This is a genomic window from Nocardioides sp. Root1257 (assembly GCF_001425175.1).
Taxonomy (GTDB): Bacteria; Actinomycetota; Actinomycetes; order Propionibacteriales; family Nocardioidaceae; genus Nocardioides.
In genome coordinates, this window is sequence record NZ_LMDV01000008.1 from 159561 (window position 1) to 172962 (window position 13402).

General features: G+C 72.1%; 11 protein-coding genes. 4 read left to right on the forward strand and 7 right to left on the reverse strand.

Translation table 11 applies throughout. The annotated features are described in order from the left end of the window. Window position 1 precedes the first annotated feature (1 nt). On the reverse strand, window positions 2–1525 hold the full coding sequence (locus ASC77_RS08895; protein WP_056151182.1) for an endonuclease/exonuclease/phosphatase family protein: 1524 nt from the start codon (window positions 1523–1525) through the stop codon (window positions 2–4). Window positions 1526–1683: 158 nt separating this feature from the next. Next, window positions 1684–3870, reverse strand: coding sequence for an acyltransferase family protein (locus tag ASC77_RS08900; RefSeq protein ID WP_056151184.1), 2187 nt, complete (start codon window positions 3868–3870; stop codon window positions 1684–1686). A gap of 133 nt (window positions 3871–4003) precedes the next feature. Between ASC77_RS08900 and ASC77_RS08905 the strand changes: the two genes are divergently transcribed. After that, window positions 4004–5014 (forward strand): endonuclease/exonuclease/phosphatase family protein, encoded by a 1011-nt coding sequence (locus ASC77_RS08905; RefSeq protein WP_056151186.1) that lies wholly within the window; start codon window positions 4004–4006, stop codon window positions 5012–5014. Here ASC77_RS08905 and ASC77_RS08910 read toward each other — a convergent pair. Genes ASC77_RS08910 through ASC77_RS08920 form a run of 4 tightly spaced genes read right to left on the reverse strand, consistent with a single transcriptional unit; the run spans window position 4962 to window position 9203 of the window. Beyond that, a complete protein-coding gene (locus ASC77_RS08910; protein ID WP_156391005.1) occupies window positions 4962–6080 on the reverse strand; it encodes a hypothetical protein in 1119 nt (372 codons plus the stop codon). The genes ASC77_RS08905 and ASC77_RS08910 overlap by 53 nt on opposite strands. Before the next feature lie 2 nt (window positions 6081–6082). Continuing rightward, complete coding sequence (locus tag ASC77_RS26545) at window positions 6083–6259, reverse strand: DUF6752 domain-containing protein (RefSeq protein WP_156391006.1); 177 nt, start codon at window positions 6257–6259, stop codon at window positions 6083–6085. 23 nt (window positions 6260–6282) lie between these two features. After that, entirely contained in the window at window positions 6283–7836 is a 1554-nt protein-coding gene (locus ASC77_RS08915; RefSeq protein WP_056151190.1) for a class I SAM-dependent methyltransferase, read from the reverse strand. Beyond that, complete coding sequence (locus ASC77_RS08920; RefSeq protein ID WP_056151192.1) at window positions 7836–9203, reverse strand: phospholipase D-like domain-containing protein; 1368 nt, start codon at window positions 9201–9203, stop codon at window positions 7836–7838. The genes ASC77_RS08915 and ASC77_RS08920 overlap by 1 nt, the downstream gene beginning before the upstream one ends. Before the next feature lie 137 nt (window positions 9204–9340). Here ASC77_RS08920 and ASC77_RS08925 point away from each other — a divergent pair, with 137 nt between their 5' ends. After that, on the forward strand, window positions 9341–10612 hold the full coding sequence (locus tag ASC77_RS08925) for a magnesium transporter MgtE N-terminal domain-containing protein (RefSeq protein ID WP_056151193.1): 1272 nt from the start codon (window positions 9341–9343) through the stop codon (window positions 10610–10612). Beyond that, entirely contained in the window at window positions 10609–11112 is a 504-nt protein-coding gene (locus ASC77_RS08930) for a DUF1003 domain-containing protein (RefSeq protein ID WP_056151195.1), read from the forward strand. The genes ASC77_RS08925 and ASC77_RS08930 overlap by 4 nt, the downstream gene beginning before the upstream one ends. Here ASC77_RS08930 and ASC77_RS08935 read toward each other — a convergent pair. Next, window positions 11109–12185 (reverse strand): hypothetical protein, encoded by a 1077-nt coding sequence (locus ASC77_RS08935; RefSeq protein WP_056151197.1) that lies wholly within the window; start codon window positions 12183–12185, stop codon window positions 11109–11111. The genes ASC77_RS08930 and ASC77_RS08935 overlap by 4 nt on opposite strands. A 38-nt stretch (window positions 12186–12223) precedes the next feature. Between ASC77_RS08935 and ASC77_RS08940 the strand changes: the two genes are divergently transcribed. Next, the gene (locus tag ASC77_RS08940; RefSeq protein WP_200944942.1) at window positions 12224–13387 is read left to right on the forward strand and encodes an Mrp/NBP35 family ATP-binding protein; all 1164 of its coding nucleotides are present in this window, start codon (window positions 12224–12226) and stop codon (window positions 13385–13387) included. The last annotated feature ends 15 nt before the right edge of the window (window positions 13388–13402 follow it).

The window sequence follows — 13402 nt, forward strand, 5'->3', positions numbered from 1 at the left end:
CTCAGCGCTTGGCCATCTTGCCGAAGACCCGCAGGCTGGCCGAGTAGGTGGTCGCCGTCGTCGACATCCGCGCCGCGGCGAGGTCCCGCGCCATCGCGGTGGTCAGCGGCCGGTTGGCCGTGAGCACCAGGTAGGTGGACGCGCCGGTGCGGTTGATCAGCATGCTCGTCGGGGAGGTCGAGGCCTTGAACTTCGTCGGCCGGAAGACGATCCACGACTTCGCCGTACGACGCACGCCGAGCTCGGTCACCAGGGCCTGCTCGGCCCGGGTCGGCGTCGCGCTGCCCGAGACGATCTTGACGGAGACGCCGAGCCGGTGCGCCCGACGCAGCTGGGCGGCGATGGCCCGGTCGCTGAGCTGAGCGGTGGACAGCCGGATGGCGGCACCCCGCGGGGCGTTGTGCACGGCGGCGCGGACGGTGCGGGCGACCGAGCGGCGCGAGGCGGACGCCGTGGACGTCGGGTCGTTGACGCTGGTGCCGGGAGCGAAGCTGACCGGCGTCTCACCGCTCGTGGTGGCCGGCATGCTCAGCACGACCGACAGGGCGTCGTGGTCGGAGTAGAGCTCGGTGGTCGTCTGCTCCAGCACGCTGAACGAGGCGGCGGGACGCATGAAGACGTAGTCGATGGTCGCGCCGTGGTGGTCACCGGTCGGGAGGTAGGACCCGTAGACGTCGTAGCTCGGCGTCAGGCCGGCCGCGGTCAGCCCGGCGCGCGGGTAGTCCTTGGCCGTGTAGTGGACGTTGAAGTCGCCGCCGACGAAGACCGGGCCCATGCTGCTCAGCCCGCCGACGAGAGCACCGAGTCGCTGGATCGAGGGACCCATCAGCTTCGCGGTGATCGAGTTCTTCGGGGCGATGTGCGTCGCCACCATGGAGACCATCTGCTTGCCGTCGTTGGAGCGGACCGTCACCCAGTTGGCGTAGCGGATGCCCCACTCCACGTGCTGGCCGCGCTCGCGGCCGCGCTTGTTGCTGATCATCGTGGTGCCGCGGTTGATCGCGGTCCAGCGATCCGTCCGCCAGACCACGGGCGAGGCACCGGTGTACTGACCGGGCGTGCGGAAGAGGTCGTAGCCGGTCGGTGCGAGCAGGTCGTCGGCGCGGTAGGGCACCTCGTTGAAGGTGACGAAGTCGGGGCAGGTCGAGAAGACGTTGGCCAGGTCGGACAGGAACTTGGGCGCTGCCTCACCGGACTTGAGGTTCGCCTGGGTGATCCGGACCGAGGAGATCGGCAGCACCGGCGTGGGCGTCGGCGTGGGAGTCGGCGTGGTCGTGTTGCCGGGCGTCGGGGCCGTCGTGTTGCCGGGCGTCGGCGCCGTGGTGTTGCCGGGCGTCGGCGTGGTGCCGCCGTTGTTGCCCGTGCCGCCGTTGTTCGTCGTCGTCGGGCAGCCGGTGGTCTTCCTGCTGGCGGCCAGCTGCGCGGCGTCCGCCGCGGACGTCGCGTGGACGGCGACCGGGACCGCACAGGCGAGCGCGACGAGCGCGGCCCCCCACGAGGCACGACGGCGGGTCGACAGCTTCATCGAGACGGTCCTTTCAGCAGCGGAACGAGGCGTTCCAGCAGTGCCCCCGGCGGTGCACCACATTGATCTCATCAGTCACACCAGCAACACGGCAAGAGGTCGAGGAGAATTACAGATCTGTAGTTTTCCAGGGCGGTCTAGACCGACCACCCCGGCCCTCATGATCGGCCGGCGGACGGCGCTGCTGAGGCGTCCGAGAGGCCGAGCACGGCCGCCAGCGGGTCGGCGAGGTGCTCGGCGTACTCGGTCGTCATGTGCTCGCTGTCGCGCATCGGGATGTAGGAGCCGACGACCGACGGGCACCGGCGCCGGTCGCAGAACCAGCGCTCGGCGTCGACGAACCGGGCGCCCGCCGCCTCCGCCACCGGGCCGAAGCTGCGCTCGATGGAGCGCTGGGCGGAGCTCGGGGAGAAGAGGCAGTCGCCGAGGTCGTCGGCCTCGGAGAGGCACACGGCCTGCTCGCGCGGAAGCTTCGGGGTGTTGCCGAGCACCGCGACCCCGCCGGCGTACGGCGTGAGCGCCTCGATCTCTCGGCGCAGCCCCTCCCCGACGGCGCGGGTGAACGCGTCGCGGTTGCCCGCCTTCCCGACGACGTCCCCGGTCTCGGGGTCCACCACCGGCGCGAGCGGCGCGTTGGAGATCAGCACCAGGTCCGGGCGCAGGTCGCCGATCGTGTCGATCGTCCACCGGATGAAGTCCTCGCACGCCGCCCAGCGGCGACCGGTCTCCGGGTCCAGGCGGTAGGCCTGGTTGGCCGGGCACCCGCTGTAGACGAACGTGTAGGCGCGGTAGCCGTGCTCGGCGGCGATCGCGTTGACCGCGGGACTCCAGGCCCGGGCGTGCGAGTCGCCGATCACCACGATCGAGCGATCGGCGTCCGGGTCGCCGTTCGGGCACAGGTCGTGGGTGCCGGTGCGGTAGTCGCAGTCCCCCAGCGGTGCGGTGTCCTGGCGGATGTTGCGCAGCCCCGGGACCAGGTCGCCGGGCACGGGCTGCCGCTTCTTCGCCGCCAGCACCGAGGCCTGCACCAGCGCGCGGGCCGGGTCGTCGCTGAGCTTCGTGCCCGCGAACTCGTCGACGCTGATCGCCGGGTTGCCGGCATTGCGGTCGAGCTTGTGGTCGATCCAGGCGTTGGAGACCACCAGGCCGAGCACGACGATGCCGACGCTCACGGGGTAGAGGGAGACAGCACGCCACGAGGGACGCCAGACCCGGCCGCGGCGGAACGGCTCCTCCACGAACCGGTAGGTCAGTCCGCTCAGCACGAAGATCGCGACCAGGCAGATCAGCAGGTGCCCGGCGGACAGGCCGTGCCAGTGCGACCGGGCGATCACCAGCACCGGGAAGTGCCACAGGTAGAGAGAGTAGGACCAGTCCCCCACGATCCGCGCGGGCCACAGCGACAGCCCCCGGGCGACGAGGGTCCGCTCGCCCCCAGCGAGGCCACCGGCAGCGAGCACGGCGACCGCGCCCAGCACCGGGACCGCGGCCAGGACGCCCGGGAACGGCGAGTGCGCGTCGAAGGTGATCGCACCGATCGCGATCGCGGCGATGCCGGCGAGGGCGAGCAGCTCGACCCGGGGGTCAGGACGGCGTGGTCGGGAGTCGTCGAGATCGGGGTCGCGGCGCAGCATGACCACCGCGAGCAGTGCTCCGGCGCCCAGCTCCCAGGCCCGCGTCAGGGTCGAGAAGTACGCCGTGTCCGGGGAGGCGTACGTCGCCCACACGGACCAGCCGAGCGACGCCGCGACCAGCACGGCCAGCACCACCGTCGCCCGCCGGCGTACGTCGTAGCGGCGCGCCACGAGGTGGCCGGTGGCCAGCACGAGCAGCAGCAGGAGCGGCCAGATGACGTAGAACTGCTCCTCGACCGAGAGCGACCAGAAGTGCTGCAGCGGCGAGACGGGCCGGTCGGTCGCGAAGTAGTCGGTCTCGACCATGGCGAAGCGGATGTTGGAGGCGAAGAGGCCGGCCCAGACGGCGTCGACGAAGATCTCGTCGGCGCGCACGACCGGCAGGAAGACCGCGCTCGCCAGGCAGGTGGCGACGAGCACCACCGTCGCGGCCGGGAGGATGCGGCGCGCGCGGCGCGCGTAGAAGCCGAGCAGGGAGAGCCGCTCGGTGCGCACGACCTCGCGCATCAGGAGGGTCGTGATGAGGAAGCCCGAGACCACGAAGAACACGTCGACGCCGATGTAGCCACCGGAGACGGACGAGAATCCGGCGTGCGCCGCGATGACCAGGAGCACCGCCACGGCACGCATGCCCTGGATGTCGCCGCGGAACTTCGGCGCGGGTCGACCGGCGTTCGCACGAGGGGTCTCGGTCGGCGCTGGGAGCGTCACGCGGGATTCTCTCGGGTCGTCGGAGGTCGGCTAGGGTGGCCCGGTGCGTGAGGAGCCCGGCCGTCATCGGGACCGGCAACGCCGCGGGGCGACGGGAATCCTAGTCGCTCTCGGGCTGCTGGTCGCAGTCGGCGTGACCACCGCCGCCGTCGCCACGCCGCTGATGGACCGCTCCCCCGAGACCCCCACCGACGCAGCGGCCGTCCTCGACGAGGCACCCGCCGACACCCCCGCGACGAGCGCCCCCGCCGAGGCCCAGCCCTCCGAGCCGACGAGTCGAGCGATGGTCCGCACGACCCCGCCCCAGCGAGTCGTCCAGGCGAAGAAGCTGACCCGGATCCCGGCCAAGGTGATCAAGCAGCAGCAGCTGCTCGCCGCCCGCGCCGAGGCCGCCGCGCAGCCCGTGTCACTGCGGATCGGGTCGTTCAACGTGCTCGGCAGCCAGCACAGCGCTCCCGGCGGCGATCGCCGCAACTTCCCCTCCGCGTCGTGGCGTACGCCGCAGGCCGCGGCGCTGATCAAGCAGCACGACGTGGACGTGATCGGGCTCCAGGAGGTGCAGGGCGACCAGCTCACCGGGCTCGAGAACGCCACCGGCTTCGCGGCGTACCCCGGCTTCGCCTTCGGCGCCGAGGAGACCGACAACTCGATCCTCTACGACCCCGCCAAGTTCGAGTTCGTGGACGGGTCCTCGTTCACCATCACGTTCATGAACGGTCAGCGACCGCAGACGATCCTCAAGCTGCGCGAGCGCTCCACCGGGCGCGAGATGTACTTCGTCAACATGCACGCCTCGGCCGGCCACGACGCCAAGAACACCGGCACCCGGATCGCGGGCCACCTCACGGGCGCCGACGAGTTCAACCAGCTCCGGGCGAGCGGCCTGCCCGTCTTCCTCACCGGGGACATGAACGACCGCGGCGAGTTCTTCTGCCGGGTGCTCCCCCGCATCGGCGGCGTCGCGGCGGTCGGCGGCTCGATCAGTGGCGGCTGCCACCCGCCGGGCCGGATGGCCGTGGACTGGGTCGTCGGCTCCAGCGACGTCAGCTTCAGCGACTACTGGCAGGACGGCACGCCGCAGGCGCGCAAGATCAGCGACCACTACCTCGTGTCAGCGCTCGCCACCATCGGCCCGGTCGACTGACGGCTGCGCCGTCCTCGGGGTCGTCCGAGTCCTCGACCCGGCGCCCGCGCCGACGCGACCGGCGCAGCTCGCGCACGTCGCCGAGCAGGCCGGCCACCACCTCCGCCGCGGCGTCGGCCACCTCCGCGTCCGTCACCGTGTCCGGCGTACGGCGCGGCTCCAGGTCGGCCGGCACGCGCAGCAGCTCGACGTCGCCGACGACGTCGAAGGGCCGGCGGCCCAGGAACGCGATCGCGCGGTCGCCCCGGGTGCGGCACTCCTCGACCCGGTCCGGCCCGGGCCAGTAGCGCTCGCCGCCGCGCGGCACCAGCCGCTCGTCGGCGAGGAAGGTGCGGATGTAGACGCCCCGGTCGAAGGAGGACTGGAAGTCGTCGAGGTGCTCGTTGACCCGGCGCAGCAGCTCGGCCTCGACGACGCCCATCGACTGGTTGGGGAAGGAGCTGGAGAGGTCGACGCCGTCGGCGGAGATCCCGAGCAGGGCGGCGAAGCGGTGCCAGATCTCCTCGCGCGGGGCACCCGGGTCCAGCGGGAGCACGTGGATGCGCTCCGGCGGGACCGCGCGTGACCAGCGCCGCAGCACCAGGCGCAGGTCGAGCGTGCGCCAGTTCCAGATCATCTGCGGGCTCGGGGACTCGCGCCGCGAGTAGTCCTCCATCCGGGCGGTGCCCCGGTTCTTCAGGCTCTCCTGCCAGCTGGCGGTGAAGAGGCCCAGCGGCTCCCGCGCCGTGACCACGACGTGGACCTCGGCCGGCGCGAGCTGCTCGACCATCGCCTGCGCCTGCTCGGCGTTCGCGGCCGCGAAGAACTCGTGGCTGACCAGCCCGTCGCCGTCCCAGCGCGCCAGGTCGGCGCGGATCCGCGACCACGCGTCGTGCTCGCGCTCGGGCCGGCGGGTGCGCTCGGGCTCCTCGCGGACGACCCGGCTGGCCCAGAGGTGGTCGCGTCGCTCCCGGCCGGGCAGCAGCAGCCCCTGCTTGCGGACGACGTCGCGGTTGGCCCACAGGATCGTCTGGAGGTACGTCGTGGCGGTCTTCGGCAGGCCGATGTGCACGAAGACACGACGCACCATCAGATGCTGTCCTGGAACTTCTCGATCGCCCGGTCGATCCGCTCGCGGTCCTGGTCGGCCATCGGGAGCAGCAGCTCCTGCACCAGGTCCGCCAGCTCGGCGAGCCGCAGGTTGTGCCGGCGTACCTCGGCCAGGTCGGCCTCGAGACGCTCGACCCGCTGGGTCAGCTCGTGCACCCGTCCACCGGGCAGACGTGACCTCAGCCCCATTGCGCCACCAACCTTCCGACTGCGAACGACCGTGCGTCGTTCCCTGCTCCTGGATCCAGCTCGCGGACCGACTGGATTGTCCCACCGTGGTCCGTCACCAGCCGCCGCACCCGCTCGACCGTGAGCGGCCGGAGCAGGTGGGCCGGATCGGGCTCGCCGCCGCCGGTCCAGAACTCGAGGTAGAGGCGGCCGCCACCGCGCAGCGTCATCGAGGCGAACCGGCCCAGCGACTGGCGGCCGAACTCGTCGGTCGCGTCGACCACGTGCCGCGCGACCAGCGCGCGGGGACCCGGCTCGCGCGCCACCCGGGCGCCCTCGCTGAGCACCGAGCGCCACTCGGTGAGGTTCAGGGGGCGGACCTCGAGCGGGAGCTGCTTGCTGCCGGCGTGACGCGCGGCCCTCCGCAGCCCGACGGCCGCGAAGTCGTACGCCGTCGCTCGGCGTCCGCGGCGCGCCCACCACAGCGCGTCGGACCCGCGACCGGCACCCACGTCGATCAGGTGCGTCGCCGGGTCCTCGCGACGCGCGGCCAGGCGCGCGAGGTCGCTGCCCTTCCTGGGCAGCGGCCGGCTGCGTGCCACCGACCACTCCCGCTCCCACTCGCGACGGTGGTAAGCGGAGCCGCGGAACCACTGGTTGAGCTGGGTCTTCGTGCGCTCCGACGTCTCGAACTGGTACGCCGGGTCCGGCACCCGCCAGGACGGCCCGTACATCGCCTCGAGCAGCTTCTCCGGCCGCGCCGGCGCCGGGAACGTCCGGCCCGCGAGCTCGCAGGTGCCGAGCGGGTGGATCCACCCGGGCTCGTAGTCGGTGCCGACCTCACCCATGAGGTAGAGGCGGCCGGTGTCGAGGAAGCCGCCGAACACGTCGAGGCCGCGCGGGATCCCGTCGCCCTCCTCGACCCGAACCCGGAAGGCGGCGCCGCTGTAGCGGTAGGTCTCCATCCCCGCGGCCGCGACGGCGCGCTGGAGCCGGAACGACTCGCGCACCACGTCGACCGGGTCGCTGAAGCGCGAGACGTAGCCGAGGTCGGCGTCGGAGTCGTGCCCGAGGAACTGGCCCTCCCGCACGGCGCCGAGCAGGGTGCCGTACGCCGGGAAGGCGGCGACGCCCTCGCCGTTCAGCGTGTCGAGCACCGCGTCCATGGCGTCCAGCAGCGGGTCCAGGTCGGCCTGGGTGCGCACCGAGAAGGTCGGGCTGAACCGGTTGGCCTTGTCGAGGCTGATCTCCAGCCCCATCTTGTTCACGAACTCGATCCGTCGCCCGCGGTCGGCCGCGTCACCGAAGGTCAGGTCGCCCTCCCACAGCACCCGGTCCGAGACGTGCTCGCGCAGCGTCACCGTCGAGGTGCCCCGCAGGTGCGGCCGCATCACCTCGGGCCACGACACCCGCCGCACCAGGCGGCCGGTGGTGTCGCGACGCACCCAGAACGACCAGATCCGGCGACCGTCGAAGAGGGCGTCCACGGCCCGGTCGCGACCCGTGACGAGGAGCTTGACCTCCGCCTCGTCGACGGCCAGGACGCGCGCCGCCCGACCGGCCATCAGTCGAGGTCGACGTTGACGTACGGGTCGACAACGCGGGGCGGGGCGAGACGTCCGGCCGCGCCACCGCCACCGGTGTCCGTGCCCTCGCCGTCGTACTTGCCGTCCGGCGGCGGGTTGTCGAACCAGTAGTCGATGTGGTCCTGGTAGCGCAGCAGGTAGCTGCGGCTGTGCAGCGTCCCGATGTTCTCGTCGGAGTGCGTCGCCAGGTCGGAGGTGTTCGACGAGCCGTTGAAGGTCAGGTAGGTCGAGCGGTTCTTGCCGACGACGCCGTTGATGGTGAGGACCTTGATGTGGAAGTAGTTGTCGAAGTCGCCGTCACCGTCGAAGTCCTGGACGAGGTGCCGCATCGGCACCGCGCCCCGGCCGCCGGAGCCGCGCAGCACCTTGCGCACGGCGACTCCCATCACGGTGTAGACCAGCCGGACGTCGCAGCCGCTGTCCCAGAGGCGCTTGAGCCGCTTGGCCGCCACCATGCCGCGCTTGCCCCGGATCACGTCGGGGGCGCTGCGCACGATGGTGCGGCCGCGCTTGTTGCCGGCCTTGACCGCGCCACGGCAGCGCACCTGGTCGAGGGCGTCCTGGACCGGGTCGGACTTGAACCCCTTGCCGGCGTACGGCGAGAAGGTGAGTCCGTAGGGGCCGCGGGCGAAGGTCGTGTAGGGCTCCTTGGCCGGCTGGTCGCGCCACATCTGGTCGAAGACGCCGGTGGCGTACCTGAAGATGTCCTTGCGGCCGACGAAGGTGAAGATCTCGTTCCACTGGTTGTAGGCCGCCGCCACCGTCAGGTTGGCCGAGCCCTGCATCAGGACCTGGCGCGAGCCGCCGGTCTTGCCGAACAGGAAGAACTTGGAGTGGGCCGAGCCGGACGTCCCGCGGCACGAGCCGGTGCAGGTCTTGGCCACGCTGCGGTTGCGCGGCTTCTTCTTGCCGGCGTTGCCGGCGGCCAGGTCGGCGCGCAGCCGGCGGAACGACGGGTTGGGCGTGTCCTCGTCGTTGTTCGTCGCGTCCATCAGGAGCCGGATCACGACACCACGCTTCTGGGCGTTGACCAGCGCCGTCGCTGCCTGCGGCGACTGGAAGTTCCAGGTCATGATCTTGATCGTCGAACCCGGCCGGGCGTGGCTGATGGCACCGATGATCTTGTTGTTGATCCGGTTCTTCGTCTTGCGGGAGCCGAGCGGGGAGTTGAAGGTGATCCCCGGCGTGACCTGGTAGCGCTGCTTCTTCGGCTTGGCCGGCTGCTGGGCCGGGGCCGCGGCCGCTGCCGCCGAGGAAGCAGCCGTCTCCAGGCTCGTGAGTGGCCCGGCGGTCACCACGAGGGCGCCGCTCAGGACGGCCACCAGGGCGCTGCGGAGCAGGTGCACGTAGATCTCCCTCGAAGGCTGGTGAGTCGCCACCGGTCGACGTGCTTGACGAGCGTCCGACACGAGCTGGGTCCCGGGCAGAATACATGCCGCGTGCCCGCTCACCCAGCCGACGCGAGCCCGGTAGCCTCGCCCCTGTGAGCAACGCTCCCGTCAGGGTCTACATCGCGCGACTGGTCGGTCTGCCGATGTTCGACCCCCCGGGAGACCAGGTCGGCAAGGTCCGCGACCTGGTCGTGGCGGTCCGCTCGGAGGTCCACCAGCCCCGGGTCCTCGGCATGGTCGCCGAGGTGTTCGGGCGACGTCGGATCTTCGTGCCGATGACCCGGGTGACCAGCATCGACAGCGGCCAGGTGCACACCACCGGGCTGCTCAACATGCGTCGTTTCGAGCAGCGCCCCGGCGAGACCCTCGTGATCGGCCAGATGCTGGACCGCGAGGTGCGCGTCGCCGGCACGCAGACCACGGGCACCGTCTACGACGTCGCCATGGAGCAGGCGCGCAACCGCGACTGGGTGATCTCCCGGGTCGCGATCCAGGAGCCCGGCCGCGGTCTGCGCCGGCGCGGCCAGACCCACGTGGTCGAGTGGCGCGACGTCGAGGGGCTGACCCGGCGCGACGAGTCGCAGGGCGCCACCCATCTCATCGCCGCCCTCAACGAGATGCGGCCGGCCGACGCGGCCAACATGCTCCACGGCCTGCCCGCCGAGCGCCGCTCTGCCGTCGTGGCGGCACTCCACGACGAGCGCCTGGCCGACGTGCTCGAGGAGCTGCCCGAGGAGGACCAGGTCGAGATCCTGGAGCTCCTCGACTCCGAGCGCGCCGCCGACGTGCTCGAGGAGATGTCGCCCGACGACGCGGCCGACCTGATCGCCGACCTGTCCCCCGAGACCGCGGCCACCCTGTTGGCCCTCATGGAGCCGGAGGAGGCCGAGGACGTACGCCGGCTGATGTCGTACGTCGAGAACACCGCGGGCGCGATGATGACGCCCGAGCCGGTGATCCTCGGGCCGGACGCGACGATCGCCGACGCGCTCGCCCACGTCCGCAACCCGGAGCTCACCCCCTCGCTCGCCGCGCTCGTCTACGTGACCCGCCAGCCGCTCGAGACCCCGACCGGCCGCTTCCTCGGCGTCGCGCACATCCAGCGGCTGCTCCGCGAGCCCCCCTCGACCCTGGTCGCGGGCGCGCTCGACGACACGATGGAGACCCTGCGGCCCGATGCGACCATCGACGAGGTCGCCGCCCACCTGGCCACCTACAACCTGGTGGCAGCCCCGGTCGTCGACGAGAACGGCCACCTGGTCGGCGCGGTCACCGTGGACGACCTGCTCGACCACATGCTGCCCGAGGGCTGGCGCGACCGGGCCCGCTCCGGCACCGACCAGCCGCAGGAGGCGCGCCGATGAGCGACCGCACCCCGCGCCTGGACACCCCCAAGGAGACCCGCCGCCAGCCGCTGGTGCGCCGGCCGTCGTACAACGCCGACGCCTTCGGCAGCTTCGCCGAGGGGTTCGCGCGCTACATGGGCACCGCCCGGTTCCTGATGTGGATGACCGCGGTCGTCCTGATCTGGGTCCTGTGGAACGCGTTCGCGCCCGCGGACCTGAAGTTCGACGAGTTCCCCTTCATCTTCCTGACCCTGGCGCTCAGCCTGCAGGCGTCGTACGCCGCCCCTCTGATCCTGCTCGCGCAGAACCGTCAGGAGCAGCGCGACAAGGTGATCGCGGAGCAGGACCGCCTGGCCAACGCCCGGGCGCACGCCGACATGGAGTTCCTCACCCGCGAGGTGGCCTCGCTGCGGATGGCGGTCGGCGACGTCGCGACCCGAGACTACCTGCGCTCCGAGCTCCGCTCGCTGCTCTCGGACCTCGACGAGCGCGCTGCTGAGCGCGACGAGGCCAGCTAGCCACGCTTGACCAGGCGCCCCAGCCCGCGCGCGGGCGCCGCGGCCGTCCGGGCCCCCGGCGAGGTGCCCTTGAAGTACGCCTGCTTGGTCTCGCTCCGGCGCTCCTCGAGGGCGGCGGCGAGGTCCGCGGCGGGTACGCCGGCCGCTGGACGCTGCGCGAGCGGGACCAGCGGGTCGGTCTCGACCAGCACCCCGAGGTCGTGCAGCGCGTCGACCTCCTCCTCGACGTACCTCTCGTAGAAGCGCACCAGCTGCCGGTCCAGCGCCGCCGGCTCGAGCCCGCGGTTGATCAGCGCGCGCAGCGTGCGGGCCGCGGGCTGGCGGTCGGGGCGGTAGCTCGCCTTGGGCCCGGAGGCGACCATCGCGGTCCACTTCCGGACGAACTCCTCGGCGGAGTAGGACTCGTAGTGGAAGAGCTCGAGCCCGTCGGCCTCGTGCAGCGGCCACGGGCTGCCGTCGTCGGCGACGACCTTGTGGAGGGTCAGCCAGGCGCGCTCCCCCACCCGGACGCCCGACTTCCCCATCAGGTGGCCCCGGAAGTAGGCCTGGTTGGTGGGCTCGGGCACCAGGCCCAGGCCGTGCAGCAGCCTGAGGTCGGGCTCGTCGAGCTCCCGCTTGAAGAGGGTGGGCTCGCCGTCCCAGGTGCGCCGGCTGAGCGCCTCGCGGGTCGCGGCCCGCAGACCGGTCGTGCCCGCCGGAAGTGCCGACATCGCCGCCGGGTCGAGGCGGAGCACCTCGTCGCCGTCGACGTGGAAGACGAACGCGTCGCCGAGGCCCAGGCCCGCCAGCACGTCCTTGGCCAGGTTGGCGTTGGTGCACTGCCGCTCGTTGAGCTCGCGCGGCCGGGCGCCCGCCCACCAGCCGCTGCCGGCGCGCACGCAGGTGACGGCCGGGTACTCGTCCAGGTACGCCGCGACCTCGTCCTGGCGCGGCCCGTTGGGCTTGTCGAGGAAGACCACCAGGTGGTCCACACCGCCGGCCAGGTTGCCCTCGACGTACCTCCGCACGTGCTCGGGACTGTCCATGACGGTGCTCGCGGCGAGCACCAGGGGCGCGGGCAGGGGACCAGGCATGCGGTCAGGATAGGTGACCCATCTACACTCGTTGGACCATGAGCACCCCGCTTCTCGACCAGATCCAGGCCGCCCTGGCCACCGTCAACGACCCGGAGATCAAGAGGCCGATCACCGAGCTCGGGATGGTCGACTCCGTCGAGGTCGACGCGGCGGGCGTCGCGCAGATCACCGTGCTGCTGACGGTCGCCGGCTGCCCCCTCAAGGACACGATCAACCGCGACGTGACCGCCGCGGTCTCGGGCGTCTCCGGCATCACCGGCGTCGACCTCACCCTGGGGGTGATGACCGCCGAGCAGCGCTCGGGCCTGCAGGAGACGCTGCGCAACGGCCAGGCCCAGCGCGAGATCCCGTTCGCCCAGCCCGGCTCACTGACCAAGGTCCTCGCGATCGCCAGCGGCAAGGGCGGTGTCGGCAAGTCCTCGGTGACCGTCAACCTCGCGCTCGCGATGGCCAAGCAGGGCCTCAAGGTCGGCGTCGTCGACGCCGACATCTACGGCCACTCGGTGCCGGCGATGCTCGGCGTGGCCGACCACCGGCCCACCCAGGTCGACGACCTGATCATGCCGGTCCCGACGCCCAGCGGTGTCTCGGTCATCTCGATCGGCATGCTGAAGCCGCGGCGCGACCAGGTCGTCGCGTGGCGCGGCCCGATGCTCGACCGGGCCCTGGTGCAGATGCTCGCCGACGTCTACTGGGGTGACCTCGACGTGCTGCTGCTCGACCTGCCGCCCGGCACGGGCGACGTGGCCATCTCGCTCGGCCAGCACCTCCCCGGCGCCGAGGTCGTCGTCGTGACCACTCCGCAGGAGGCCGCCGCCGAGGTGGCCGAGCGCGCCGGCACGATGGCGTCGATGATGCACCAGCGCGTCGTGGGCGTCGTCGAGAACATGAGCTTCCTGCCCTGCCCGCACTGCGCCGAGGAAGGCACCGAGCACCGCCTCGAGATCTTCGGCTCCGGCGGCGGCGAGCGCGTCGCGGCGACCCTCTCCGAGCGCTTCGGGTACGACGTGCCCGTGCTCGGCCAGGTCCCGATCGACGTCTCGCTGCGCGAGGGCGGCGACGCGGGCAAGCCGATCGTCGACTCCGACCCGACCGCGCCGGGGGCCGTCGCGCTGACCGCCGTCGCCACCCGTCTGGCCGGCCGGGGCCGCGGCCTCGCCGGCATGCAGCTCGGGCTCACGCCCACCAGCAAGTTCTGAGCCGGTAGGTTCTGC

Coding starts and splice junctions, on each gene's coding strand:
- ASC77_RS08895 (WP_056151182.1), bottom strand. CDS start 1,525: ATGAAGCTGTCGACCCGCCGTCGTGCCTCGTGGGGGGCCGCGCTCGTC.
- ASC77_RS08915 (WP_056151190.1), bottom strand. CDS start 7,836: ATGGCCGGTCGGGCGGCGCGCGTCCTGGCCGTCGACGAGGCGGAGGTC.
- ASC77_RS08930 (WP_056151195.1), top strand. CDS start 10,609: ATGAGCGACCGCACCCCGCGCCTGGACACCCCCAAGGAGACCCGCCGC.
- ASC77_RS08935 (WP_056151197.1), bottom strand. CDS start 12,185: ATGCCTGGTCCCCTGCCCGCGCCCCTGGTGCTCGCCGCGAGCACCGTC.
- ASC77_RS08940 (WP_200944942.1), top strand. CDS start 12,224: ATGAGCACCCCGCTTCTCGACCAGATCCAGGCCGCCCTGGCCACCGTC.